At 45.4% G+C, this 26,408-nt stretch carries 15 protein-coding genes; all 15 read left to right on the top strand.

The genetic code is table 11. From position 1 onward, the window contains the following. Window positions 1–21: 21 nt before the first annotated feature. The 15 genes from rplK to AC060N_RS16215 all read left to right on the top strand — a co-directional run bounded on the left by rplK (window position 22) and on the right by AC060N_RS16215 (window position 26,347). On the top strand, window positions 22–465 hold the full coding sequence (rplK, locus tag AC060N_RS16285) for a 50S ribosomal protein L11 (protein ID WP_106540151.1): 444 nt from the start codon (window positions 22–24) through the stop codon (window positions 463–465). Window positions 466–481: 16 nt separating this feature from the next. Further along, on the top strand, window positions 482–1,177 hold the full coding sequence (gene rplA, locus AC060N_RS16280) for a 50S ribosomal protein L1 (RefSeq protein WP_106540150.1): 696 nt from the start codon (window positions 482–484) through the stop codon (window positions 1,175–1,177). A gap of 16 nt (window positions 1,178–1,193) precedes the next feature. Next, a complete protein-coding gene (rplJ, locus tag AC060N_RS16275) occupies window positions 1,194–1,715 on the top strand; it encodes a 50S ribosomal protein L10 (RefSeq protein WP_106540149.1) in 522 nt (173 codons plus the stop codon). A 59-nt stretch (window positions 1,716–1,774) separates the two neighbouring features. Beyond that, window positions 1,775–2,152 carry a 50S ribosomal protein L7/L12 gene (gene rplL, locus AC060N_RS16270; RefSeq protein ID WP_106540148.1) on the top strand — a complete coding sequence of 126 codons (378 nt, stop codon included), beginning with the start codon at window positions 1,775–1,777 and terminating at the stop codon, window positions 2,150–2,152. Between the two features lie 102 nt (window positions 2,153–2,254). Then, window positions 2,255–6,067, top strand: coding sequence for a DNA-directed RNA polymerase subunit beta (gene rpoB, locus AC060N_RS16265; RefSeq protein ID WP_479524733.1), 3,813 nt, complete (start codon window positions 2,255–2,257; stop codon window positions 6,065–6,067). A 104-nt stretch (window positions 6,068–6,171) separates the two neighbouring features. After that, window positions 6,172–10,449 carry a DNA-directed RNA polymerase subunit beta' gene (gene rpoC / locus AC060N_RS16260; RefSeq protein WP_479524732.1) on the top strand — a complete coding sequence of 1,426 codons (4,278 nt, stop codon included), beginning with the start codon at window positions 6,172–6,174 and terminating at the stop codon, window positions 10,447–10,449. A gap of 11 nt (window positions 10,450–10,460) precedes the next feature. After that, the gene (locus AC060N_RS16255) at window positions 10,461–10,781 is read left to right on the top strand and encodes a DUF3467 domain-containing protein (protein ID WP_106540145.1); all 321 of its coding nucleotides are present in this window, start codon (window positions 10,461–10,463) and stop codon (window positions 10,779–10,781) included. A gap of 178 nt (window positions 10,782–10,959) precedes the next feature. Then, entirely contained in the window at window positions 10,960–11,214 is a 255-nt protein-coding gene (locus tag AC060N_RS16250; RefSeq protein WP_479524731.1) for an OadG family protein, read from the top strand. Between the two features lie 86 nt (window positions 11,215–11,300). After that, a complete protein-coding gene (locus tag AC060N_RS16245) occupies window positions 11,301–13,211 on the top strand; it encodes a biotin/lipoyl-containing protein (protein ID WP_479524730.1) in 1,911 nt (636 codons plus the stop codon). Window positions 13,212–13,230: 19 nt separating this feature from the next. Then, window positions 13,231–14,442: a sodium ion-translocating decarboxylase subunit beta gene (locus AC060N_RS16240; protein ID WP_479524729.1), complete on the top strand. Its 1,212-nt coding sequence runs from the start codon at window positions 13,231–13,233 to the stop codon at window positions 14,440–14,442. A gap of 239 nt (window positions 14,443–14,681) precedes the next feature. Continuing rightward, entirely contained in the window at window positions 14,682–19,043 is a 4,362-nt protein-coding gene (locus tag AC060N_RS16235) for a two-component regulator propeller domain-containing protein (protein ID WP_479524728.1), read from the top strand. Window positions 19,044–19,375: 332 nt separating this feature from the next. Then, window positions 19,376–19,513, top strand: a complete 138-nt coding sequence (locus AC060N_RS16230) for a hypothetical protein (protein ID WP_479524727.1) — start codon at window positions 19,376–19,378, stop codon at window positions 19,511–19,513. A 75-nt stretch (window positions 19,514–19,588) separates the two neighbouring features. After that, window positions 19,589–21,322 (top strand): hypothetical protein, encoded by a 1,734-nt coding sequence (locus AC060N_RS16225; RefSeq protein WP_479524726.1) that lies wholly within the window; start codon window positions 19,589–19,591, stop codon window positions 21,320–21,322. Between the two features lie 25 nt (window positions 21,323–21,347). Next, window positions 21,348–24,557, top strand: a complete 3,210-nt coding sequence (locus AC060N_RS16220; RefSeq protein ID WP_479524725.1) for a SusC/RagA family TonB-linked outer membrane protein — start codon at window positions 21,348–21,350, stop codon at window positions 24,555–24,557. A 35-nt stretch (window positions 24,558–24,592) separates the two neighbouring features. After that, complete coding sequence (locus AC060N_RS16215) at window positions 24,593–26,347, top strand: RagB/SusD family nutrient uptake outer membrane protein (protein ID WP_479524724.1); 1,755 nt, start codon at window positions 24,593–24,595, stop codon at window positions 26,345–26,347. Window positions 26,348–26,408: the final 61 nt, after the last annotated feature.

Here is a 26,408-nt window from a genome sequence, read left to right as displayed (position 1 = left end):
AACTTTTTCTAAAAAAACGTTATGGCAAAAGAAGTTGCTGGATTAATTAAATTACAGATTAAAGGTGGTGCAGCTAATCCCTCACCTCCCGTAGGTCCGGCCCTTGGTGCCAAAGGGGTGAACATCATGCAGTTCTGCAAGCAGTTTAATGCCAGAACGCAGGAGCAGGCAGGCAAAGTATTACCGGTAGTAATTACCGTGTATGCCGATAAGTCATTCGACTTTATCGTAAAAACACCGCCTGTAGCAGTTCAGCTTATTGATGCAGCAAAGGTTAAGAAAGGATCTTCGGAGCCTCACGTAAACAAAGTGGGAGAGGTATCATGGGATCAGGTGAAGGAAATTGCCGAAGGCAAAATGACTGACCTGAACTGTTTCACCGTGGAATCGGCGATGCGTATGGTTGCCGGTACCGCTCGGAGTATGGGGATTACCGTAACAGGAGACTCTCCATTTAATAACTAAAAAAGTAAACGTCCAAATGGCAAAAGTTACCAAAAATAAAAAGGCTGCTTTGGAGAAACTCGAAGCCGGGAAAGTCTATACTTTGGAAGAAGCGTCATCGCTGGTGAAAGAAATTACCAGTAGCAAATTCGATGCTTCGGTTGATATAGACGTCCGTCTCGGGGTCGATCCCAGGAAAGCCAACCAAATGGTACGCGGTGTTGTGACTTTGCCCCATGGAACCGGTAAATCAGTAAAAGTGCTGGCACTGGTAACTCCTGATAAGGAAGCCGAAGCCAAAGAAGCAGGTGCTGATTATGTTGGTCTGGATGAATACATCGAGAAAATCAAAGGCGGTTGGACCGATGTAGACGTTGTGATCACCATGCCTCCGGTAATGGGAAAAGTAGGTCAGTTGGGTCGTGTTCTTGGACCTCGTGGTCTGATGCCCAATCCCAAAAGTGGAACCGTTACCATGGAAGTTGGTAAGGCTATCCAGGAAGTAAAGATGGGTAAGATCGACTTCAAAGTTGACAAATATGGTATTGTTCATACCTCAGTTGGAAAAGTATCATTCGAATCGGATAAAATCGAGGCGAATATCCGCGAGTTTGTACATACCATTCAGAAATTAAAGCCCGCCGCTGCAAAAGGTACATACATTAGAAGCATTTATGTTTCAAGTACCATGAGCCCAGGGATTCAGGTTGAACCTAAGTCTTGCTTGGACTAAGTAAAAGATAATTGCGATGAAAAGATCCGAAAAAATAGAGGTTATTGATCAATTAACCGAGCAGATCAATTCATACAGTCATTTTTACTTGGCCGATATAGCTGACCTGGATGCCGAAAAGTCAAGCAACTTACGGCGGTTGTGTCACAAGCGTGAAGTAAAACTGATTGTAGTTAAGAATACGCTGCTCCGTAAAGCCCTCGAGAATTCTGAAAAAGAAACTGAGACGCTTTATGATGTACTGAAAGGAAATACATCCATTCTGTTTAGTAATACAGGTAATGCACCGGCAAAACTCATCAAAGAGTTCGCTAAGGCAAACAAGAAACCTGTATTGAAAGGTGCTTATGTTGAAGAATCAACTTACGTTGGTGCCGATCAGTTGGAAGTATTGGTAAATATCAAATCGAAAGAAGAATTGCTTGCAGACGTTATCGCACTGCTCCAGTCACCGGCCAAGAATCTTATCTCGGCTCTTCAGTCTGGAGGTTCAACAATTTCTGGTGTATTGAAAACATTGGAAGAGCGTAACGCCTAATTATTATTACAATTTAGAGTTAAAAAATTTAATCACTTAATATTTAAATCTCGAGGAAAATGGCAGATCTTAAAAAGCTTGCAGAAGAACTGGTAAATCTGACTGTAAAAGATGTTACTGAACTGGCTGAGATCCTGAAAGAAGAATATGGCATCGAGCCTGCAGCTGCTGCTGTAGCCGTTGCTGGTCCTGCTGCTGGTGGCGAAGGTGCCGCTGAAGAAGCTCAAACTGAGTTTGATGTTATCCTGAAAGCTGCTGGTGGTTCAAAATTGGCCGTAGTAAAACTGGTTAAGGAATTAGCTGGTGTAGGTCTGAAGGAAGCCAAAGAATTGGTTGACGGTGCGCCGAAAGCCATCAAAGAAAAAGTCTCGAAAGAAGAAGCAGAATCTCTTAAATCTCAACTTGAAGAAGCTGGAGCTGAAGTTGAACTCAAATAAGACTTTGACCTGTACTTCTGAGGTTATATACGGTTTAGAATCCCGAAAAGGGATTCTAAGCCTTTTTATGTTTATATTTTAGGTTCCTTAATTTGGTCGATAATGTCTTCAAATACTGTAAATAAAAGAATTAGTTTTGCATCTACCAAGAGTAGGTTCGAGTACCCCGACTTTCTGGAGGTGCAGATTAAATCTTTCAAAGAATTTTTCCAGTTGGGAACCTCTCCTGAAGAACGGAAAAACGAAGGATTGAGTAGCGTTTTCCAGGAGAACTTCCCAATAACTGATACCCGAAATAATTTCGTCCTCGAATTTCTCGATTACCAGGTCGATCCGCCCCGATATTCGATTACCGAATGTATCGAGCGTGGGCTCACTTACAGTGTCCCCCTGAAAGCCAAATTAAAGCTTTACTGTACCGATCCCGAGCACGAAGATTTCGATACGGTGGTTCAGGATGTATATCTTGGCACCGTACCATACATGACACCCAGTGGCTCATACGTCATTAACGGTGCTGAAAGGGTAGTTGTATCGCAGCTGCACCGCTCACCAGGCGTATTCTTCGGTCAGAGTGTACATGCTAATGGAACCAAACTTTATTCAGCAAGGATTATTCCTTTCAAAGGTTCCTGGATCGAGTTTGCAACCGACATCAACAATGTGATGTTTGCATACATCGACAGGAAGAAAAAACTACCAGTTACCACCCTTTTGCGTGCGATTGGATACGAGAGCGATAAGGAGATTCTCGAAATCTTCGGTCTCGCTGATGAAGTGAAGGTTTCGAAGTCGGGAATTAAAAAGGTTGTTGGTCGTAAACTGGCTGCTCGTGTTCTGAAAACATGGGTAGAGGATTTTGTTGATGAAGATACCGGTGAGGTGGTATCCATCGAACGTAACGAAGTAATCATCGATCGTGAGACGGTTATTCAACCCGAACACGTTGATGAAATTCTTGATTCGGGTGCAAAAACGATCCTTCTGCACAAGGAAGAGCAGAATGTTGGTGACTATGCCATCATTTACAATACCTTGCAGAAAGACCCTTGTAACTCTGAAAAAGAAGCGGTATTGCACATCTACCGTCAGCTGCGTAACTCTGAGCCGCCGGACGATGCAACCGCACGTGATGTGATCGAAAAATTGTTCTTCTCAGAAGTTCGTTATGATCTGGGAGAAGTAGGACGTTACCGTATCAATAAGAAGCTTGGGCTGAACATTGATATGGATACCCGCGTGCTTACCAAAGAGGACATTATCGAAATCATCAAGTACCTCATAAAGTTGGTCAACTCGAAAACTGATGTCGATGATATCGACCACTTGTCGAACCGTCGTGTTCGTACAGTGGGTGAACAGATGTACAACCAGTTTGGTGTAGGTCTGGCTCGTATGGCGCGTACCATCCGTGAGCGAATGAACGTTCGTGACAACGAGGTATTCACCCCGGTTGACCTGATTAACTCGAAGACTCTTTCTTCGGTTATCAACTCCTTCTTCGGTACCAATGCACTTTCGCAGTTCATGGACCAAACCAACCCGCTGGCCGAAATGACGCACAAACGTCGTATGTCGGCACTTGGTCCTGGTGGTCTGTCACGCGAACGCGCCGGTTTCGAGGTTCGTGACGTTCACTATACGCACTATGGTCGTCTGTGTCCGATCGAAACCCCGGAAGGTCCGAACATTGGTCTGATTTCTTCGCTATGTGTATTTGCGAAGATTACTGACCTCGGATTTATTTCGACTCCTTACCGCAAGGTGGAAACCGGAAAAGTAAGTTTGAGCAACGATGATGTCGTTTACCTGACAGCTGAAGAAGAAGAGGGTAAAATCATCGCTCAGGCAAACGCACCACTGAAAGAAGACGGCGAATTTGTTAACAACCGTATTAAATCGCGTCTCGACGCCGATTACCCGGTTGCCGGTCCTGAAGAGATTGCTCTGATGGACGTTGGTCCTAACCAGATTGCATCGATTGCTGCATCATTGATTACTTTCCTCGAGCATGATGATGCCAACCGTGCATTGATGGGATCGAACATGATGCGTCAGGCTGTTCCACTGTTGCGTCCGGAAGCTCCGATTGTAGGAACCGGACTGGAAGGCTACGTGGTTCGTGATGCCCGCGTTCAGATTGCTGCTGAAGGCGACGGTGTTATCGACTATGTTGATGCGAACAAAATCGTTGTTAAATATGATATGACCGATGAGGAGCGCTTTGTGAGCTTCAATTCGGATACGAAAACATATTATCTACAAAAATATCAGAAAACTAACCAGGGTACCTGTGTCGACCTGACACCGATGGTTTTTAAGGGCCAGCGGGTAACGAAAGGCGAACTGATGACTCAGGGCTATGCAACTCAAAAAGGAGAGTTGGCACTGGGACGCAACCTGAAAGTTGCTTTCATGCCCTGGCAGGGATATAACTACGAGGATGCGATTGTGGTTTCCGAGCGGATTGTCCGTGAAGACATCTTCACCTCGGTTCACATCGACGAGTACTCACTCGAAGTACGTGACACCAAACGTGGTGCAGAAGAATTCACTTCCGATATTCCGAACGTAAGTGAAGAAGCTACCCGCAATCTCGATGAAAATGGTCTGATTCGCATTGGAGCGAATGTGAAGCCCGGCGATATCATGATCGGTAAAATTACTCCGAAAGGAGAGTCCGATCCTTCTCCGGAAGAAAAACTGCTCCGTGCTATCTTCGGTGACAAAGCCGGTGATGTGAAAGATGCTTCGTTGAAAGCCTCTCCTTCACTTCGTGGTGTAGTTATCGATAAGAAGCTTTTCTCCCGCGTGATGAAAGAGAAAAAAGGCAAGATTACCAGCAAGCCTTTGCTCGAACAAATTGACCGCGAGTTTGAAGCTGAAATTGAAAAACTGAACGAAATTCTGTACGATAAAATCTTTACCCTTGTTAATGGTAAAACATCGCAGGGTGTAAAAGATTACTTCAATACGGATATCATTCCGAAAGGAACCAAGTTCACCCTGAAACAACTGCAGGCAATCGATTATCTGAACGTAAATCCAAACAAATGGACGACCGATAAGGATAAGAACGATATGATTCGCGACCTTGTGAACAACTATATTATGAAGTACAAGGAAGCGGAAGCTGTTGCCCGTCGTAAGCGTTACAACGTAACCATCGGTGATGAACTTCCTGCCGGAATTCTCCAACTGGCCAAAGTTTATATCGCTAAAAAGCGGAAACTGCAGATTGGTGATAAGATGGCTGGTCGCCACGGTAACAAAGGTATCGTATCGCGGATTGTACGCGACGAAGACATGCCGTTCCTGGCCGACGGAACCCCAGTAGATATCGTATTGAACCCGCTGGGTGTACCATCGCGTATGAACCTGGGACAGATTTACGAAACCGTTCTGGGATGGGCCGGAAAAGAACTGGGACTGACATTTGCCACTCCTATTTTCGATGGTGCATCGCTGGAAGAAATCTCGGAATATACGGATAAAGCTGGTGTACCACGCTTCGGTAAAACTGTTCTGCATGATGGCGAAACCGGTGAACCATTCGACCAGCCGGCAACTGTAGGTGTTATCTACATGCTGAAACTGGGCCACATGGTTGAAGATAAGATGCACGCCCGTTCAATCGGTCCGTACTCACTCATTACGCAGCAGCCGCTTGGTGGTAAAGCACAGTTTGGTGGTCAGCGTTTTGGAGAGATGGAGGTTTGGGCACTCGAAGCATTCGGTGCATCACACATCCTGCAGGAAATTCTGACGGTGAAATCCGACGACGTCATCGGAAGGGCAAAAGCCTACGAAGCCATTGTAAAAGGCGATCCGATGCCAAGTCCGGGTATTCCCGAATCGTTGAATGTATTGTTGCACGAACTCAGGGGACTCGGATTGAGCGTAAACCTCGAGTAGTAGAATATTAAGCTTTGGGTAAACCGGGTATGTTTCACATGCCCGGTATTCCCGAAGCACCATACTTCAGATATTGTATTCTTTACAAACTCTTTCGATAAATTATGGCATTCAGACGAGACAACAAGGTCAAAAGTAACTTCTCGAAAATCACCATCAGTTTGGCGTCTCCGGAAGAAATTCTGGAACGTTCACACGGGGAAGTACTGAAGCCAGAGACGATTAATTACCGCACCTATAAGCCCGAGCGTGACGGTCTTTTCTGTGAAAGGATCTTCGGGCCTGTAAAAGACTATGAATGTCATTGCGGGAAATACAAACGCATCCGTTACCGCGGTATCGTTTGTGACCGATGCGGTGTGGAAGTGACAGAAAAGAAAGTACGTCGTGAGCGCATGGGACACATCTCACTGGTGGTTCCGGTAGCCCACATCTGGTATTTTAAATCACTTCCGAACAAAATCGGTTACCTGCTTGGTTTGCCAACCAAGAAACTCGATTCCATCATTTACTACGAACGCTACGTGGTTATCAACCCGGGTATCAAACGTAATGATGGTGTAAAATATCTCGATTTCCTTACGGAAGAAGAATATCTCGATATTATCGAGACTTTGCCGAAGGAAAATCAGGGACTGGATGATGATCATCCGGACAAATTCATCGCTGATATGGGCGCCGAAGGACTATACCGTCTGCTCGAGCGTCTGGATCTGGATGAAATGTCGTACGATCTTCGCCACAAAGCCAACACCGAAACTTCGCAGCAGCGGAAAAACGAGGCATTGAAACGTCTCCAGGTAGTTGAAGCTTTCCGTGCGTCGAAAGGTCGTAACCGTCCGGAGTGGATGATTGTGAAAGTCGTTCCGGTTATTCCGCCGGATCTGCGTCCGTTGGTTCCGTTGGATGGTGGACGTTTCGCCACTTCCGACCTGAACGACCTGTATCGTCGGGTTATCATCCGTAACAACCGTTTGAAACGACTGATTGAAATCAAAGCTCCCGAAGTGATTCTCCGTAACGAGAAACGTATGCTTCAGGAAGCTGTCGATTCACTCTTCGATAACAGCCGTAAGTCCAATGCAGTGAAAACGGATAACAACCGTGCACTGAAATCACTTTCCGACTCGCTGAAAGGTAAGCAGGGACGTTTCCGTCAGAACCTTCTGGGTAAACGTGTCGACTATTCAGCCCGTTCGGTAATTGTGGTGGGACCAACGCTTCGCATCCACGAATGTGGTATTCCGAAGGATATGGCTGCCGAGCTTTACAAACCGTTCATCATTCGTAAATTGATTGAGCGCGGTATTGTAAAGACCGTTAAATCAGCGAAGAAAATTGTCGACCGGAAAGACCCGGTTATCTGGGATATTCTGGAGAACGTGATGAAAGGACACCCGGTTATGCTGAACCGTGCTCCTACGCTTCACCGACTCTCTATTCAGGCATTCCAGCCGGTATTGGTCGAAGGTAAAGCTATCCGTCTGCACCCGTTGGTATGTACCGGTTTTAACGCCGACTTCGACGGTGACCAGATGGCTGTTCACCTTCCGTTGGGTAACGCCGCCATTCTGGAGGCTCAGTTGCTGATGTTGTCATCGCACAACCTGCTGAACCCCGCTAACGGTGCTCCTATTACCGTTCCTTCTCAGGATATGGTGTTGGGTCTGTACTACATGACCAAACCACGGAAAGGTGCCCGGGGCGAAGGCTTGACTTTCTACTCTCCGGAAGAAGCAATTATTGCACACAACGAAGGCAAAGCCGAAATACACGCAATTGTCAACTGTAAAGTAACCGACCTAGATGATAACGGTGAACTGACCGAGACGATGATTGAGACGACTGTTGGTCGAATCATCTTCAACGAGCTCGTGCCGAAAGAAGCCGGTTATATCAACAAGTTGTTGACCAAAAAGGCATTGCGCGAAATTATTTCGTTGATCCTGAAACGTACCAGTAACGCTGTTACCGCTCAGTTCCTCGATGATATCAAGCACACCGGTTATAAGATGGCATACCGTGGAGGTTTGTCATTCAACCTTGATGATGTGATCATTCCTGACGAAAAATCAGATATGGTTGCCGAAGGTTATGCCGAAGTTGAAGAGGTGATGGCCAACTACAACATGGGTTTCATTACCAACAACGAGCGCTACAACCAGGTAATTGATATCTGGACACACGTTAACGCCAAGTTGACGCAGAATGTAATGCAGACGTTGAGCAGCGATAAGCAGGGGTTCAACTCGATTTACATGATGCTTGACTCGGGAGCCCGTGGTTCGAAGGAGCAGATTCGTCAGCTGTGCGGTATGCGTGGATTGATGGCGAAACCTCAGAAGTCTGGTTCAACAGGTGCTCAGATTATTGAGAACCCGATTTTGGCCAACTTTAAGGAGGGACTTTCGGTACTGGAGTACTTTATTTCTACTCACGGTGCTCGTAAAGGTTTGGCCGATACCGCTCTGAAAACTGCCGATGCTGGTTATTTGACCCGTCGTTTGGTTGACGTTGCGCAGGATGTGATTATTTCAGAAAGTGATTGTGGTACATTGCGTGGATTGGTAGCCAGCGCTATCAAAAACAACGAAGAAATCGTTGCATCGCTGTATGAACGTATTTTGGGTCGTACCACTGTTCATGATATTTACCACCCGATGACCGGTGCTCTAATCATCCGTTCGGGAGAGGAAATTACAGAAGAAATAGCAAAAGTTATCGACGAGTCTCCTATCGAGCGTGTTGAAATTCGTTCGGTATTGACCTGTGAATCTGAAGTGGGGGTTTGTGCCAAATGTTATGGCCGAAACCTGGCTACAGGTAACATGGTTTCTGCTGGTGAGTCGGTTGGTGTAATTGCTGCCCAGTCGATTGGTGAGCCGGGTACTCAGCTGACACTGCGTACTTTCCACGTGGGTGGTATTGCCGGTAACGTTTCTTCACAGTCTACTGTAGTGGCCCGTTACGATGGTATCGCACAGTTCGAAGAACTGCGTTCGGTTGAATGGACAGACGATGCCGGCGAAGACATGGATATCGTTGTTAGCCGTCTGGCCGAGTTGAAAATTGTTGATAAGAATACGGGTATTCCATTGTCGACACACGCGCTGCCTTATGGTTCTAAACTCTACGTTAAGGAAGGCGAGCCTATTACCAAGGACAGTAAACTTTGTGAATGGGACCCGTATAACGGTGTAATTATTACCGAATTCAAAGGTCGCGTTTCATACCAGGATTTGATTGATGGAATTACCTATCGTGAAGAATCCGACGAGCAGACCGGATATAAGGAGAAAGTAATCGTTGAAACCCGTGATAAAACCAAGAATCCGACTCTGCGTATTCTCGATGAGAATGGCGAGGTGTTGCGTTCGTACAACCTCCCGGTAGGTGGTCACTTGAGTGTTGACGAAGGGGCTACGGTGAAAGCGGGTGATGTATTGATGAAGATTCCGCGTGCTTCAGGTAAAGCGGGCGATATCACCGGTGGTCTGCCGAGGGTAACCGAGCTGTTCGAGGCACGTAATCCTTCGAATCCTGCCGTTGTATCGGAAATCGATGGTGAAGTTTCACTGGGAAAAATCAAGCGTGGTAACCGCGAGATTATCATCACTTCCCGCGTAGGCGACGTGAAGAAATACCTGGTTCCGCTGTCACGTCAGATCTTGGTTCAGGAGAACGACTACGTTCGTGCAGGTACACCGCTTTCCGATGGTGCTACTACGCCGGCAGACATCCTGAGGATTAAAGGTCCGACAGAAGTTCAGGAGTACATCGTGAACGAAGTACAGGACGTTTATCGTATGCAGGGTGTGAAGATCAACGATAAGCACTTTGAAGTAATCGTTCGTCAGATGATGCGCAAAGTCGATATCGATGATCCGGGAGATACCCGCTTCCTCGAAAAACAGATTGTCGACAAGAGCGAATTCAACCAGGAGAATGACTGGATTTACGACAAAATGGTTGTAAATGATCCGGGAGATTCCGAAACGCTGCGTCCGGGACAGATTATCACTGCCCGTCGTTTGCGCGATGAAAACTCGCAACTGAAACGTCGCGATAAAAAGGTTGTGGAAGCACGTCCGGCTGTACCGGCTACATCAAACCAGGTACTCCAGGGAATTACCCGTGCTGCACTGCAAACCAAGTCGTGGATGTCAGCTGCGTCGTTCCAGGAAACTACCAAGGTATTGAACGAAGCCGCTATCAACGGTAAGGTCGATTACCTCGAAGGTTTGAAAGAGAACGTCATCTGCGGACACCTCATCCCGGCCGGTACCGGTAAGCGTGAATACCGCAACCTGGTAGTTGGCTCACGTGAGGAGTACGATCGTTTGGTAGACATCAAGGCATCCGAAAATGTAGATGCTGAATAAAGTGTATTACCATGAATGAAGATAAAAATCAACAAAATCAGTTGAACATCGAATTGAGTGATGAAGTAGGCCAGGGAACCTTTTCCAATCTGGCCATCATCACCCATTCGCCTACCGAGTTTATTGTGGATTTTATCCGGGTAATGCCGGGACTTCCAAAAGCCAAGGTGAAATCGAGGGTGATTCTTACCCCCGAGCACGCCAAAAGGCTGATGAAGGCTTTACAGGATAATATTCAAAAGTATGAGTCGCTTCATGGCCCCATCAAGAATATTGCTGAAGGTCACGAGCCGGGCATACCGATGAATTTCGGTCCCAAAGGTGAAGCTTAGCTGATTAATTGATACAGAATATTAAAGGCCCTTCCGAATCGGAAGGGCCTTTTTTTGTTTGAACAAAAAGTGAATTTTGGCGCCACTATTTAGTTTCATTTTGAATGTTTTAATCACTAAAATTGGCCTTCGTGGGAAAACTTTTATATAAAAATGTAAAACATTAAATATCTAGATTATGAGTGGTGAATATGCTTTGGCATTTAAGCTTCTTGGAGTCGGTATGATCACTGTTTTTCTGATTCTTTTCCTCGTCGTAGTTTTCGGAAATGTAATTATCCGCCTGGTTAATAAGTATTTTCCGGAAGCAGAAAAGGTCTTATCATCCAATACGGGCGAAGGAATTAGTCGAAAAAAGTTGGCAGCCATTACTGCCGCAGTGAACATGGCCACCCGGGGCAAAGGAAAAATTACCAATATCGAAAAACTTTGACTTGACTGACGCCCACGCCAGCCCAAGCCAATAAACCTTTAAAACAATAAAAACAACTGTGCCGATTCGGCAAAAAGAATTTAACTATGAAGCGAAAAATCAAATTTTCACTGTTGTACCGTGATATGTGGCAGTCGTCGGGGAAATATGTTCCCCGGGTGGATCAGTTGATGAAAGTAGCTCCGCATATCGTCAATATGGGATGTTTTGCACGAGTAGAGACCAACGGTGGTGGGTTTGAGCAAATCAATCTCCTTTTTGGTGAAAATCCTAATAAATCAGTTCGTGAGTGGACACAGCCTTTCAACGATGCAGGAATCCAAACTCATATGCTCGAGCGTGCCCTGAACGGCATCCGAATGAGCCCCGTCCCGGCTGATGTGCGTCGTCTGATGTTCAAAGTGAAGAAAAAACAGGGAACCGATATTGCCCGCTCATTTTGTGGATTAAATGATCCGCGCAACATTAAAGATTCCATTAAATATGCGAAAGAAGGCGGAATGATTGCTCAGGCAGCACTTTCGCTTACTTACTCCGATGTTCATACAGTGGATTACTACGTCAACCTGGCGGATGATTTAATTCAGGCAGGAGCTGATGAAATCTGTCTGAAAGACATGGCAGGAGTTGGACGTCCGGCATGGTTGGGGAAAATTACCGCCGGTATCAAGGAAAAACACCCCGAAATTATCATTGAATACCACGGACACACTACCCCGGGTTTCACCATGGCTTCCATACTGGAAGTAGCTCGCGCAGGAGCTGATATTATCGACGTAGGTATGGAACCGCTTTCGTGGGGAACAGGGCATGCCGATCTGCTCTCTGTTCACGAAATGTTGAAGGACGACGGCTTTGACGTGCCGGATATCAACATGACAGAGTACATGAAGGTGCGCAGCCTGACACAGGAATTCATGGACGATTTCCTCGGATATTATATTACTCCGCGTAACCGCTATATCAACTCCCTGTTGATTGGTCCCGGTCTTCCCGGCGGAATGATGGGAAGTTTGATGGCTGACCTGGAAAATAACCTGGCGAGCCTGAACAAATGGAAAGCAAAACGCAACCAACCGCAACTTTCGCAAGACGATTTGCTCATCAAACTTTTCGATGAAGTGAAGTACATTTGGCCCAAACTGGGATATCCGCCACTGGTGACGCCCTTTAGTCAGTATGTGAAGAATTTAGCGCTGATGAATGTAATGCAGATGGAGAAAGGCAAAGAACGCTGGTCGATGATTGCCGATAACATCTGGGACATGATTCTGGGTTATTCCGGAAAACTACCAGGAGAATTGGCTCCGGAACTAGCACAACTTGCCAAAGAAGCGGGCAAAGAATTTTATACCGGACATCCGCAGGATCCGTATCCAGATGCGCTCGATTCTTTCCGCAAGGAAATGGACGAAAAAGGTTGGGATTACGGCCAGGATGAAGAAGAACTGCTCGAACTGGCCATGCACCCCGAACAATACAGAGCCTATAAATCAGGCGAAGCCAAAAAAGCGTTTAACGAAGATTTAGCGAAGCGCAAAGCGGAAGGCAGTGGAGTGAACACCAAGCCTGAATCAGCTGCACCGGCAGCCTCGGCTCCTGTTGCATCAGCTGATTTTGCGCCAACTTCCATGAATATCAATGTTGACGGAGAGAATTTTAAAGTAACCGTTTCATATGGCGACGAACAACCAGCTGCTGAAGCAACTGCTGCGCCAGCAGCAACAAGTAGTCAGCCCGCTGCGAAACCTGCCGTTGATGGAAAAGTTCGGGAGATTCTTGCTCCGCTGGAAGGGAAATTTTACTTAACGAAAGATTCCTCTGAAACGGGCATTAAGGTCGGAGATACCATTAGTGCCGGTGACTTGGTGGGATATGTCGAGGCCATGAAAACATACAATGCCATTAAAGCCGATGCGGGCGGACAGGTTGTGGAACTTGTTCAAAATAGTGGTAGTGATGTGGAAGAGGATGATGTACTGGTCCGGATTAAGTAAGGCCTGAAACCTGATTAACATGGAAATTTTAAAAAGTCTGTATCGAATGACCGCATTCCAGGCGATCTTCGAGCACCCCGCTGTGTTGCTGATGTTGCTCATTGGCTCGGTGCTCCTGTACCTCGGAATCCGGAAGAAATATGAACCTTTACTGCTCATTCCCATTGCTTTTGGTATCATTCTGGCCAACCTTCCCGGTGGACAGATGGGCGTTGTGCCCGGTGAGAGCATCGAATTGGGACACGAGCACTATATGAACCTGTTCGAGATTGCCCACAAGTTTGGCATCATGAACTTTCTGTATTACGCGCTGATTAAAACTGGTTTATTACCGCCACTGATTTTTATGGGAGTGGGGGCATTAACTGATTTTGGTCCGATGCTGCGTAACCTGAGACTGGCTTTCTTTGGGGCTGCTGCACAGATTGGCATCTTCACCGTTTTTCTGGCAGCCATTTCGCTCGGTTTTACACCTCGAGAAGCCGGTTCGCTCGGAATTATTGGTGGTGCCGATGGCCCGACAGCCATTTATACAACGATTAAACTGGCTCCGCATTTGCTGGGACCGATCGCTATTGCGGCCTATTCTTATATGTCGCTGGTGCCGGTGATTATCCCAATGGTTGTAAGAGGTCTGGTTTCGAAGAATGAGTTGAAGATTAACATGAAGGAGCAGGACAAACTGTTCCCGCCGAAGCATAAGATCAAGAATCTGAAACTGGTGAAAATCCTGTTTCCGATTTCGATGATCATCGTGATTGCTATCCTGGTGCCGACAGCAACTCCGCTTTTAGGTATGTTGTTCTTCGGTAATTTGGTGAAGGAAATTGGAAGTACGGTGGGCCGACTGACTGATGCGGCTACCACAACCATCATGAACTCAGCTACTATTTTTCTGGGCTTAACCGTAGGCGCAACCATGACAGCTGATGTATTTCTGGAGCCCAAGACACTGGGAATTATCGTTGGTGGTTTTCTGGCTTTCGCTATTTCCATCGGAGGAGGTATCGTGGCAGTGAAAGTGTACAATGTATTTTCGAAGAAGAAAATTAATCCATTGGTGGGAGCTACCGGATTGAGCGCTGTTCCGATGGCGTCACGCGTGGCGAATGAGATTGCATTGAAGCATGATTCGGGTAATCATATTTTGCAGTACTGCATGGCCAGTAATATATCGGGAGTTATCGGTTCGGCTGTTGCTGCCGGTGTGTTGATGACATTCCTGGCCTGATACTAAATTGAACTGAATTTCAGCCATCCTTCAGCAGTGAGGGATGGCTTTTTTTATTTGAGTCCTGACCGTTTGACCACCCGATGAATGCTTGTGGTATCATAAAAAATCGACTAAGATACTAAAAGGTGTCAAAAATACACTTGTAATCAGATTGTAGTTTTTATATTTTAAAACAGGCTGCGTGTGAAAGACCTTCTGGTGAAATGGTAGGGGCTTTGTGTTATATTTGACAACAGATGATGACGAGGGTATCGACGATATGGTCATTGGGTCTGCTTTTCATTCTGCTTCTGTTTGATGGTGGAAAAACTGTGGCGGCACAGAACGTTGACTATAAATTTCAGTTTTTAACAGCCAACGATGGGTTACCTCAAAATACCGTCGATTACATTCTGAAAGACAAGCGTGGATTCATGTGGTTCGGTACATGGAATGGATTGTGCCGGTACGATGGATACAGTTTCAAAACCTACCGGAAGGAATCAGAGCCGGCTGGTTTGCCCGATAACTTTGTCCAGGCGCTCTGCGAAGATGAAAAAGGAGATATTTGGGTGGGAACCCGGAATGGCCTTGCACATTATCTTTTCAGTCAGGACCAGTTTTACACGCCCCATAACATCGCATCTACTTTTAGCAATTATTCCATAAGTCACCTGGCGTTCGACCAGCAGAATCGTCTTTGGGTGGCAACAGCAAGCCACGGAGTTTGGTACATCAGCTTTTCAGCTACCGATACAACAGCGCACCAGCTGGACAATGGTTTATTACCCAATCGTCATACCAATGAGATCAATATTTACCAAGACCTTGCACTGGTAGGTACGAGTGAAGGGCTGGCCGTGATCAATTTGAAAACATTGCAAGATTCCCCAAAATACAAGCAAATCAGGAATGCTGTTCAGGGAGTGAGTATCTCCAGCGTTTTCGTCGATTCGAATGACAATATTTGGCTGGGAAGCGACATCGGATTGTATGAATATGATGCTTCTAAAGAACGCGTTTATTACTATTCCGACCAGGTGAATGATCCGACGGACCTGAATCACCTCAGGGTTACCGCTATCGCGGAAGATAAACTGGGGAATATTATCGTCGGAACGCTCGGGGGATTGAACTATTTTGAGCCTGCTACTCATACATTTGCCCACTTGAGTGGAAATGCCGAGAAGAATGAGAACCTGAACAATCCGTTTGTAAACAGTATTTTAACGGATGGTGAGGGTGACGTTTGGATTGGCACCGATAAGGGTGGGGTAAACTATTACAATGTTTATCAGAAGCCATTTCATTCGATGGTAAATAATCCCGCCAATCCTAACAGTTTAAGTCACAACACCATCAATTCTATATTGAAGGAAAAGAATGTACTGTGGGTAGGAACTGCCGGAGGTGGACTGAACCGGGTAACAGATAACGGAAAGAAGGTTGAACGCTTCGAGTTCGATGTAAACGATCCGGGATCGATTGGAAGCAATTTTGTCACTTCCATTTTCCGGAACAGCCGACATCAGCTGTGGATGGGAACCTGGGGAGGCGGTTTGAACCGGTTGGTTTCGTTGAGTCAGGGGAAATTTCAAACGTTTCGCCACAATGATGCGGATTCACAGAGCATATGTTCCGATTTCATTTCATCGATTACCGAGCTGGATAAGAATAGACTGTTGCTGGGAACGTTGGGGGGGTTGGATATTCTTAACCTAAACAATGACGTATTTGCCCATGTCCATGACAAGATGAACCTAACGGAACCGTTGCAGGTTGGTTGCATTCTGGTGGACCACCATAAACGCCTTTGGATTGGCACACGAAACGGACTTTACCGGATAGCTACCAGTCAGCTTGAAAACATTGCTCAACTCGATTCCATCCGCTATCAGGTGTACTTTAATGAACCGGGTGATTCGCTTTCCCTTCCGGGGAATTATGTGATTTCGTTGCACGAAGCCAGGAATGGAACCATTTGGATCGGAACCTACGGCGATGGCATCTGCAAATATGTCGATGAGAGGAACGGGAAAGGGCACTTTGTTCATTTTAATGAAAAGAACGGACTTTGCAACAACGTGGCTTATGCCATCGAAGAGGATCTTCAGGGGAACCTGTGGATTAGTACCGATAAAGGGTTGTCGAAGTTTAATCCGAATACGGATGAATTCCAGAATTTCTTTGTGAAAGATGGATTGTTGAGCGACCAGTTCTATTGGTCGGCTTCCGATGCAGACGCTGAAGGCAATCTGTATTTTGGAGGTATTGCCGGATTGAATTATTTCAATGCGGCCGACATTGAATTATACCGCCAATCGACCACCCCAACATTTACAAATTTCTCGGTGTTCAACACGCCGGTTAAGATTGGAAAAAAATACCATTCGAACATTATTCTGAAGAAGTCAATCTCGGAAACAAAACAGGTGGAGCTATCATACAAAGATGCTGTCTTCTCCATCGAGTTTTCCGCGCTCGATTATTTCCTCCCTGAAAAGATAAAATATGCCTACAAAATGGAAGGTGTCGACCAGGATTGGGTGGAAGTTCCGGCTACCCGTCGGTTTGCTAACTACACCAATTTGTCCGGAGGTGTGTACACGTTCAAGGTCAAAGCAACCAATAGCGATGGCATTTGGTCGGATAAACCGGCAGAACTGAAAATCATCGTTCATCCTCCTTTTTACGATACGGCCTGGTTCCGGGTGTTGTTCGTTGTATTTGTTATTATGATTGTGATGGCGTACATACGCTATCGCACCCGTTTTCTCAAGGAACAGAAGCGGAAGCTTGAGCTTCAGGTGAAAGAGCGGACCGAGAAAATTGAAGAACAGAAAGAAACCCTTCGTCATCAGGCGGACAACCTGCGACATATTAATCAGGAATTGGGTGAACGACAGAAACTGATTGAGGGACAGAAGCAGGCACTGGAAAAACAGAACAAAAAAATTGGACAACAGCGTGACGAATTGATCGCGTTGAACGAGAAGGTGAAACTGGTCAATCAGCTCCGGCTACGTTTTTTTACCAATATATCGCACGAATTCAGAACGCCGTTGACTTTAATAATCGATCCAGTTGAGGAGTTGATGAAGACCCTGAAAGGGGATAAGAAAACGTTGCATACATTGAAGATTGTTAATCGGAATGCGCAACGCTTACTGCATCTCATCAATCAGCTTATCTATTTCCGGCGAATAGAGTCGGGTAAGATGGATCTCCGGGTAAGTAAGGGAAATCTACACGAATTTTTATTCCAGATATTTGAGTCTTTCCAGGATTTGGCCCAGCATCAGCAAGTGGATTATGTGTTCGATTCTAAAAAGGCTCCCGCAGAGACCTGGTTCGATGGCGAAAAGCTGGAGAACATTTTGTACAATCTGCTTTCGAATGCCTTTAAAAACACTCCGCCCAAAGGAAACATCAAAATGGAGGTCAGCTTTGTGCATGAAAAAGCGACCGGTGATTTTCCTATTCCGTACGTTAGCATTAAGGTGATTGATACAGGAAAAGGAATCGACAAAGAGCATTTGCCGTTTATTTTCGAACGTTTTTACAAGGTTAGTGAAGAGAAAGGCGCGAACCTGAAAAGTTCCGGAATCGGGTTGGCACTGACGTTCGAACTGGTCCAGGCCCTTCACGGCGAAATTAAAGTGGAAAGCGAAAAAGGAAGTGGAACCAGTTTCGAAGTTTTATTACCCTACACGGAAGATCGGTTTGAGGAGAAGGAGCTGGATCAAACAGCTGTTCCGATGGAGGTGAATTTGCAGGGAAAAGTGGATGTGCTGGCTCAGAACATAAACTATGATGCTGTTGAGGAAGATTTGGACGCGACGGTGGAAGATGAGGAAGCCAAATCGAAGCCATTGGTTCTGATTGTGGAAGACAATTTTGATTTGCGCACGTTCCTTACTCAAACATTGAGAAATGATTACCGAATCATTGGAGCCGGAAACGGAGACGAAGGTTTCGCATTGGCAAAAAAATATTCGCCGGAATTAATCATTAGTGACGTGATGATGCCGGTTATGGATGGTATCGAGTTGTGCAGTCGTTTGAAGAGGGAAATTCAAACGAGTCACATTCCTGTGATATTACTGACTGCTAAGACAATGGTTGAAAACCTGGTTGAAGGCTTGGAGACCGGCGCAGATGATTACATACCAAAACCTTTTAATCTGCAGGTTTTACAGGCCCGAATGAAAAACCTGATAGAAGGTCGCAGGAAATTGAAGAAAATGTTCAGCACAACACATGAAGCTCCTGTGAATGAAATTGCCAGCAATCCGTTGGATAAAGAATTCCTGAACAGGGCTTACGATGTTTTAGAAAAGAAGTATACCGAGCCGGAGTTTTCTGCAGCTCAGTTTGCCGGCGAAATGTTTGTCAGTCGCAGTCTGTTGTACAAAAAACTCAAGGCGCTGACCGATCAGAATATTACCGATTTCATCAATTCCTACAAACTGAAAAAAGCGGTGGAAATGATCCGGCAAAGTAACGAACCGATCTCAGATATTGCTTTTCGGGTTGGATTTAACGACCCCAAATACTTCAGCCGCATCTTTCGAAAATTCTATGGGATGAGTCCTTCAGAATTTCAAGCTAAAAAATAAGTGTTTGATTTACATCTTGTTTGTGTTTGTTCGTTTAGGAGTGCACGAATGAATTCCTGTTTTGTCCACTTCAAATATCCTTTCGTCCTCATTAAGCACACTTCCTTAATCTATTTTTACCCTACTTAATTAAACGATTCAAACCAATCCTATGATGAAACTGAAAGCTGTTGTTACGCACCTGCTTTTTGCTTCTGCAGGTCTGCTATTTCGGCTACAGGCATGTCCGCTTGTGGCACAACCAATCCCAATAAGAACATACATTGATCGTCAGATCGGCAGTAACTCCCTTAAGAGACTGCCTGGAATATGAATCTGTTGATTGGGCATGATTGAATGCCGCAGACCGAACCATCGCCAATGATGGAGCTGGTAATTCCATCAACTCATCCATGCAAATGGGAAAAAGCAGCACGACCAACTGCCTGCTGACGTTGACGGTTGGAAAATTCGCTATTTCAGGAAACTAAATCATCGTGTTGGTTACGACACAAACGAACCGCATATAAATATAAAACAGGATGAATTCAATCAAATTTAAATCTATGAAAACAACTAAACTGATGAGGTGCGTTTTGTTCGCATCAGTTTTGGCAGCATTTGGCTTTGCCGGGTGCCAGAAGTTGGATACTTATTCAATTGGTGCCCCCGCCGACCTGCAGAGCAGGATCGACTCAATTGCAGCTGCAAAAGCAAGTATGGATACAGGTGACACGACTTACCTTACTATCACTACAGCGATAGTAGGAGCTGAAGATAACAGTTCCGCATGGCATACTGCATTCTCTGATTACTTTACCGTTCCGGCAAACAAGCTCTTGCATTTGGAGTTTGTTAACCACGGTTCTGAGGCAAACAACTGGAACAACTGGAACCTATGTGTTGCCAATTTAGCAGCTCATAGTACCGACGACAATGCCGCCTATTCAGAATACTTTGTTCTCCGTTCTGATGCTTACGGCTGGGGTAACAGTGATTTCGACTTAAACATGATTACCCAAAATTATCCCGATACCAACGGTAACGGCGATATTTGGGACGACTTCCGCCAAACGATGGATGGTGCTACTGTTTCAATCGATATTGATCACTCGGTGACCGGCAATGCATTCGTAACAGCGACTGCTGTTGGAACAAATGGTACAACACTGGTCGAAACCTATCAACAACCGGTTTCTGCCACTGATGATATCGTGGCTTACTTAATTTGCGATAACAGTCATTTCGTGATGAAACAGGCATACTTGTTACCTTCTAAAATAACTACAGTAGAAGACGTTAATCCGGACTCACTTGTTGTTAAAGGAACTCCTACTTTTACTGAGTTAGGCAATGCAGATGTTTGGGGTAATGCAACAGCTACTGTTTATTTTGCTGATGGATCTTCTACCGAAGTTGATACGACAGATTTAACATTCAACGTTATTCCTGATCTGACTACACTTGGTCAAAAGACGGTTATTGTGTCTTATAACAAAACCAAGCAAGGTGCATATACCCAGGCTGTATCAACCTACTATAATATAGAGGTGAAAATGCCTGTTGCAAGTCTGGCGGTTACTACTCAGCCAAACATTTCCACATACTATTACTTTAACAGCGATTCTATCATATTCAATACGCAAGGTCTTGAAGTAACAGGTACATATTCAGATAATACAACAGGTGTTATACCAAACTCATCTCTTCATTTTAGTAAGATACCCGCTGCCGACGGTTCTCAGTCTGCTGTCATATCTTATTATGGTGCAAACGACACAGTTACTACAACTTGCCCGTTGACTCTTGTAAAAGGTCTAAGTCAAATCGGTGCTACTGACTTCTCGACACCATGGCCAACTTACGGGGATACCGCAGTCGTCGCATCAGGTTCGAGTAAAACATATACAATGTATTGTTACTCCGACAATGCTTCAAATTGGCACAGCCCTAGTGTGACTCTTGGTAAAGCTGGCAATTTGAATACTGACACTAATGCTGCTGATGCTGCTAATGCTGTGGTTCGAATGGACAATTTTGGATGGGGCCAAGCCGGCTGGGATACCAACCTTGTCAAGACCTCGGACTGGAATTGGGACATTTTTGCATCAAGCATAAGTGGCTCTAAAGTAGTCATCACGGTTACAAACAATGGTGACAACACTGCAGATGTACTTTACAATGTTACTTACGCCACGGGCGAAACGCATTTCCAAAAGTATGCAGGTATTACAGTCGACAGTGCTGATTTGAGCTGCGCACTCGTAACAGAGGGGGATTACCTCGTAATTGTTCAATAATCAATAAGATAACAATACTTATACTATGAAATATTTATTTTTAATACTGGCGGGATTGCTTGCGCTCGCACCGGCAACCTATGCAGATGGCAACGGCAATGCCGGCCAGATGTCAATGACTCAGCCAGACAATATAACAGTAAAAGGTAAAATTGTTGACGAAAAAGGACAACCCATTCCCGGTGCTACTATTGCCGTAAAGGGTACTACCAAAGGTACGGTTACTGATATTGATGGTAACTTCTCTCTTCCTGTACCTTCAGATGCTACGCTACAAATATCTTTTATCGGATACAAAAGTATGGACGTAGCCGTTGGAGGAAAAACAGAACTCGGTAACATCACATTGGTTTCGGATTTACAAAAACTCGATCAAGTGGTGGTAATCGGTTACGGTACACAGAAAAAGGTTGACCTCACCGGTTCAGTTGCTGTTGTCAACACTGACGAGATGAAGAAGACATCCCACTCAAACATCTCAACCATGCTCGAAGGTAAAGTTGCCGGTGTTCAAATTACATCGGACGGACAACCTGGAGCTGACCCTACCGTACGTATTCGTGGTGTAGGTTCGTTCGGTAGCACCGCACCGCTTTACGTGGTCGATGGTGTACCCATGGGAACATCCATCCGTGATTTCTCGCCGAACGACATCGCAAGTGTTCAGGTACTGAAGGATGCTTCTGCTGCCGCAATTTATGGTTCGCGTGCTGCCAACGGTGTGGTTATCATCACCACAAAGCAGGGTAAGAAGAACCAGCCCATGAAGATAGACTACAGCGGCTACTATGGATTTGACCAGGTGCAGAAAGGTGTGTATGATGTGATGAACGCCAAACAATATGGCCAGTACGTCACCATGGCATATAATAACAGCGGTATGGATGTGCCTGCGGGATACGATCCTACAAGCCCAAAATCTTTGTATAACGCCGATGGTACGCCAAAAGTGAACACTGATTGGTTCGATGCGGCGTTTAAAACAGGTATTCGTCAGGATCACAACGTTAACCTCTCGGGAGGTGGCGAAAACAATACGTATAATATTGCACTCGACTACTATGGTCAGCAAGGAACCATGGAAGGTGCAGGTCCTAACTTCAACCGTTATACGGCCCGTATCAACAATACCATGGATACGAAGTTTGTCAAAATCCAAACGCACGTAGTATATAGCCACAGCGATCAGGATAATATGGCGCTCAGCAATGCTAACGAGTATGTGCAAGGGTTATATGGTGCACAATATCCTGTGATGGCTTCGGTGTTGCTTTTGCCTCCAACCATCAAGGCTTATGATCCATCTACCTGGGTTCTTGATGACAAACTTCCCGCTGCAACAGAATACCATTACGATTCTTACGGTTATGGTACTTACTACGATGACGTTCATGGAGACCTGCGTGTAACGAACGTTCTGCTCGAAAATAATCTGCTAAAGAGGAACACAAAAGTTGATCGCATTGTGGCTTCAGGGTCAGCCAATGTTGACCTGATCAACATGATTGGCCTCCAGAGCAGCAACCACAAGTTAAATTACAACCTGAACCTGTCGTATAGCAAAACCATTGCCAAGGATTTGACATTTGTGCCTGCATTTATTCAGAGTACAACAAACTACCTGGCAAAGAGTAACGAGAATCTGTCAGAGGGGTATCGTAACTATAGTGATGCACTGATAGAAAACACGGTGACTTACGATGGTAAATTCGGCCGCAATCACGTCAATGTAGTTGTGGGGCAAACATTCGAGCACGAGCTTTTTCACACGCTCACAGGCAAAGGTGTTAACTTGCCGGAACCTTACTTCCTGCAAGTAAACAACGCAGCGACGACGTCATCAACCAGCCATGAGACTGAACACGTATTGGCATCGTATATCGGTCGTATCAACTACAATTTCGATCAGAAATACCTTCTTTCGGCAACTGCACGTCGTGATGGTTCAAGCCGTCTTTCTGCAACGGACCGTTGGGGTTGGTTCCCATCTGTATCAGGAGGTTGGCGTATTGAGCGTGAAAACTTCTTCCCTGTACCCAAATCGATTATCAACCTACTCAAGGTTCGCGGTAGCTATGGTGAACTTGGTAATGAGAACATCGGTGAATACCAATACATGGATGTGATGTCGAGAGGTAACTATACCTATAGTTTTGGTAATAATAAGGTTACCGGATCAGCAATCTCGAACTATGTAAACACAGCCATTCATTGGGAAAAGAAGAAAACTGTTGACGTTGGTCTCGACCTCGGTATGTTCAACAATAAGTTGGAGTTTACTTTCGACTGGTACAAGGCAACATCAGAAGACCTTCTTTACAGTGTAGCGGTACCTAGTAGTGCAGGTGCTACCAATACCACAGTAACGATGAATGCTGCAACGATGATCAACTCAGGTCTTGAGTTCCTGCTTGCATATCACAATCATCAACATGCTGTTAAGTATGACATTTCTGCAAACGTATCCACCCTCAAGAACGAGGTAACGAAGTTGGGTGTTTCAGACGAACCTCGTACCGATGGTTACAGCCGCACAGAGGTAGGTCGTGAAGTTGGATCATTCTATGGTTACGTTTCTCAGGGTATATATCAGTCACAGGACCAGATAGATAATCGTGTTAACTCGAAAGGTAATCACGTCAATCAGAACGGTGCACAACCGGGTGATATTGCGTATGCCGACCTCAACAACGATGGTGAAATTACCGCCGATGACCAAACATTCCTCGGAAGTGGTTTACCTAAGATTAATTACGGTCTGAATGCACGGGTTGAATGGAAAGGTTTTGACCTGAGCGTATCAACATTTGGAGCTTTAAAATTCAAAGCAGTAGATTTTGTTGACCTCACATTGCACAGTTCCTATGGTGCACTCAACAAGAGCGTTGATCTGTTGAATGCCTGGACACCGGATAACAACAACACCAATGTGCCTCGCGTAGCGTACAAATCGACGGGATCAATCACCAACGATATGTTCAGTCAGCGTTTCATTCAAGACGCATCATATCTGAAGATTGGCAACGTCCAGTTGGGCTATAACCTACCTGACAAATGGTTCGGAGGTTACGTTAATGGCGTTCGCGTGTACGTATCGGGTCAAAATTTGGCCACACTGTCTAAATACAAAGGTTACAACGTAGACTTCGCAGGAGGTACATTCACTCCTGGTTACAACTATGCTTCGTATCCAACACCACGAACCATAATGGCCGGAGTACACTTCTCATTCTAAAAATGTAATCTATCTATAATAAATAGGATATCGATATGAAAAGATTAACTATAATACTAGCAACGTTGGCGCTTATTGTAGGCATGTCATCCTGCAATGACAAACTCAATGTTGTGAATCCGAACAATCAGACAACCTACGATTTTGGTAATACAGAATCAGATCTTCAGGAGGCCATCATTGCGTGCTACAACCGTATTCGCCTCGAGGGTACATTTGCCCGCGTTGGCTATACTTTGGATGCTGTACGTGGCGATGAAGTCTGGAACTCATCTCAACAGTGGTATTTGGGATATGATAACCTCAATGCTACAGCTACGGACGCAATCGGTAACTTGTGGCCATGGCGTGACAACTACCATGTAGTCAACCGCACAAACTTTGTTTTGTCGAAAGTTGACAAGGTTGACATGTCGCAAGATGCGTATAATCAAATAAAAGGACAGGCACTCTTCCTCAGGTCGTTGGCATATTATGAACTGGCTACCTATTACCAGACGGTTCCATTGATTACAGACTATGCTTCATATTCTGACATCAATACCATGTATGCCGCCAACAATACTCAGGACGAGGTATTTGACCAGGTTGAGACAGACCTCAAAACAGCGATGGAAATCTTACCGTCACGGGATGATGGCGGTGAATGGGCTAAAGGTCGTGCTACATGTGGTTCTGCTGCCGGATATTTGGCTCGTGTACTGATGTTCCGTCATAAATACGCTGAAGCTTATACGGTGCTGAAAGACATCATCGCCGGCAAGTACGGAAATTATCATCTGATGGCCGACTATGGTGACAACTTCAGAGAAGGTCCGGCATACGAAAATAATGCAGAGAGTCTCTTCGAAGTTCAATATATGGACTATGGTACAGGCGGCACCGATGAAGAGTGGACTCCGGTAAATATTAGCTCGGAAGCAACTCAGGGGAATGCTGTAGAAAGTAACTATGCTTCTCAGGAATTCGGTAGCTGGGGTGACCTGGCAGGCTCACCCTGGTTGTATAACCTCTTCAAAAAAGAGAAATGTACCGATGGCCGTCTCGATCCTCGTTTATACTGGACTTTGGTCACATACGAAGATGAATACAACAGCGATACCGGCGTGAAAACTGCCGCATATCCGAATGGCGATCCTCGTACCAACACGGTTTATCAAACAGACATCACCGAAACTCCGGTATCGAACACTGCTCAGGGAGGTATATCAATCGCTAAGTGGACCTATGCAAGAGCCAACATTATCAGTTCTGTTACTACCGGATTGCATAATGGTATCAACTTGCGCCTGATGCGTTACAGCGATGTTTTACTGCGTGCAGCAGAATGTGAAAATGAAATCAATGGCCCAACACAAACGGCTATCGATTACATTAACCAGGTACGTGAACGCGTGGCTCTTCCTGATCTTCAACTTGCGGACTTCCCGACTGCTGATGCTCTTTTCGAGCAAATAGCCAACGTTGAGCGTCCTAAAGAATTTGGTTGTGAAAACGGACGTGGTATCGACTTGCTTCGTTGGGGATTTTTCTACGATGCTGGTCGGATGAATCAGTTGATTCAACACGGTTATTACAAGCTCGATGGCACCGCCAACACTGATGAGCTTACCGCTGAAACCGCCAGCGCTTCATCGTTCCAATACTACAACAAGGGACATGAATATTTCCCAATTTATCAATCTACTCTTGATGCCAACCCGAATCTTGTAGGTAACTCGGCAAACAAGAACGAAGATAATGGACCTGCTTTCTTAGCAAAATGGAGTGTTCATCCAGTTGTAAAGTAGGAATCATACTCTAAAATTAGAGACTTCCTTATCGACGTATTTTTTGTCGATAAGGGAGTTT

It is taken from the genome of Prolixibacter sp. DSM 2831 (assembly GCF_056493735.1).
The sequence above is the reverse complement of the archived record's forward strand: the minus strand, read 5'-3'. Positions and strand labels throughout refer to the sequence as shown.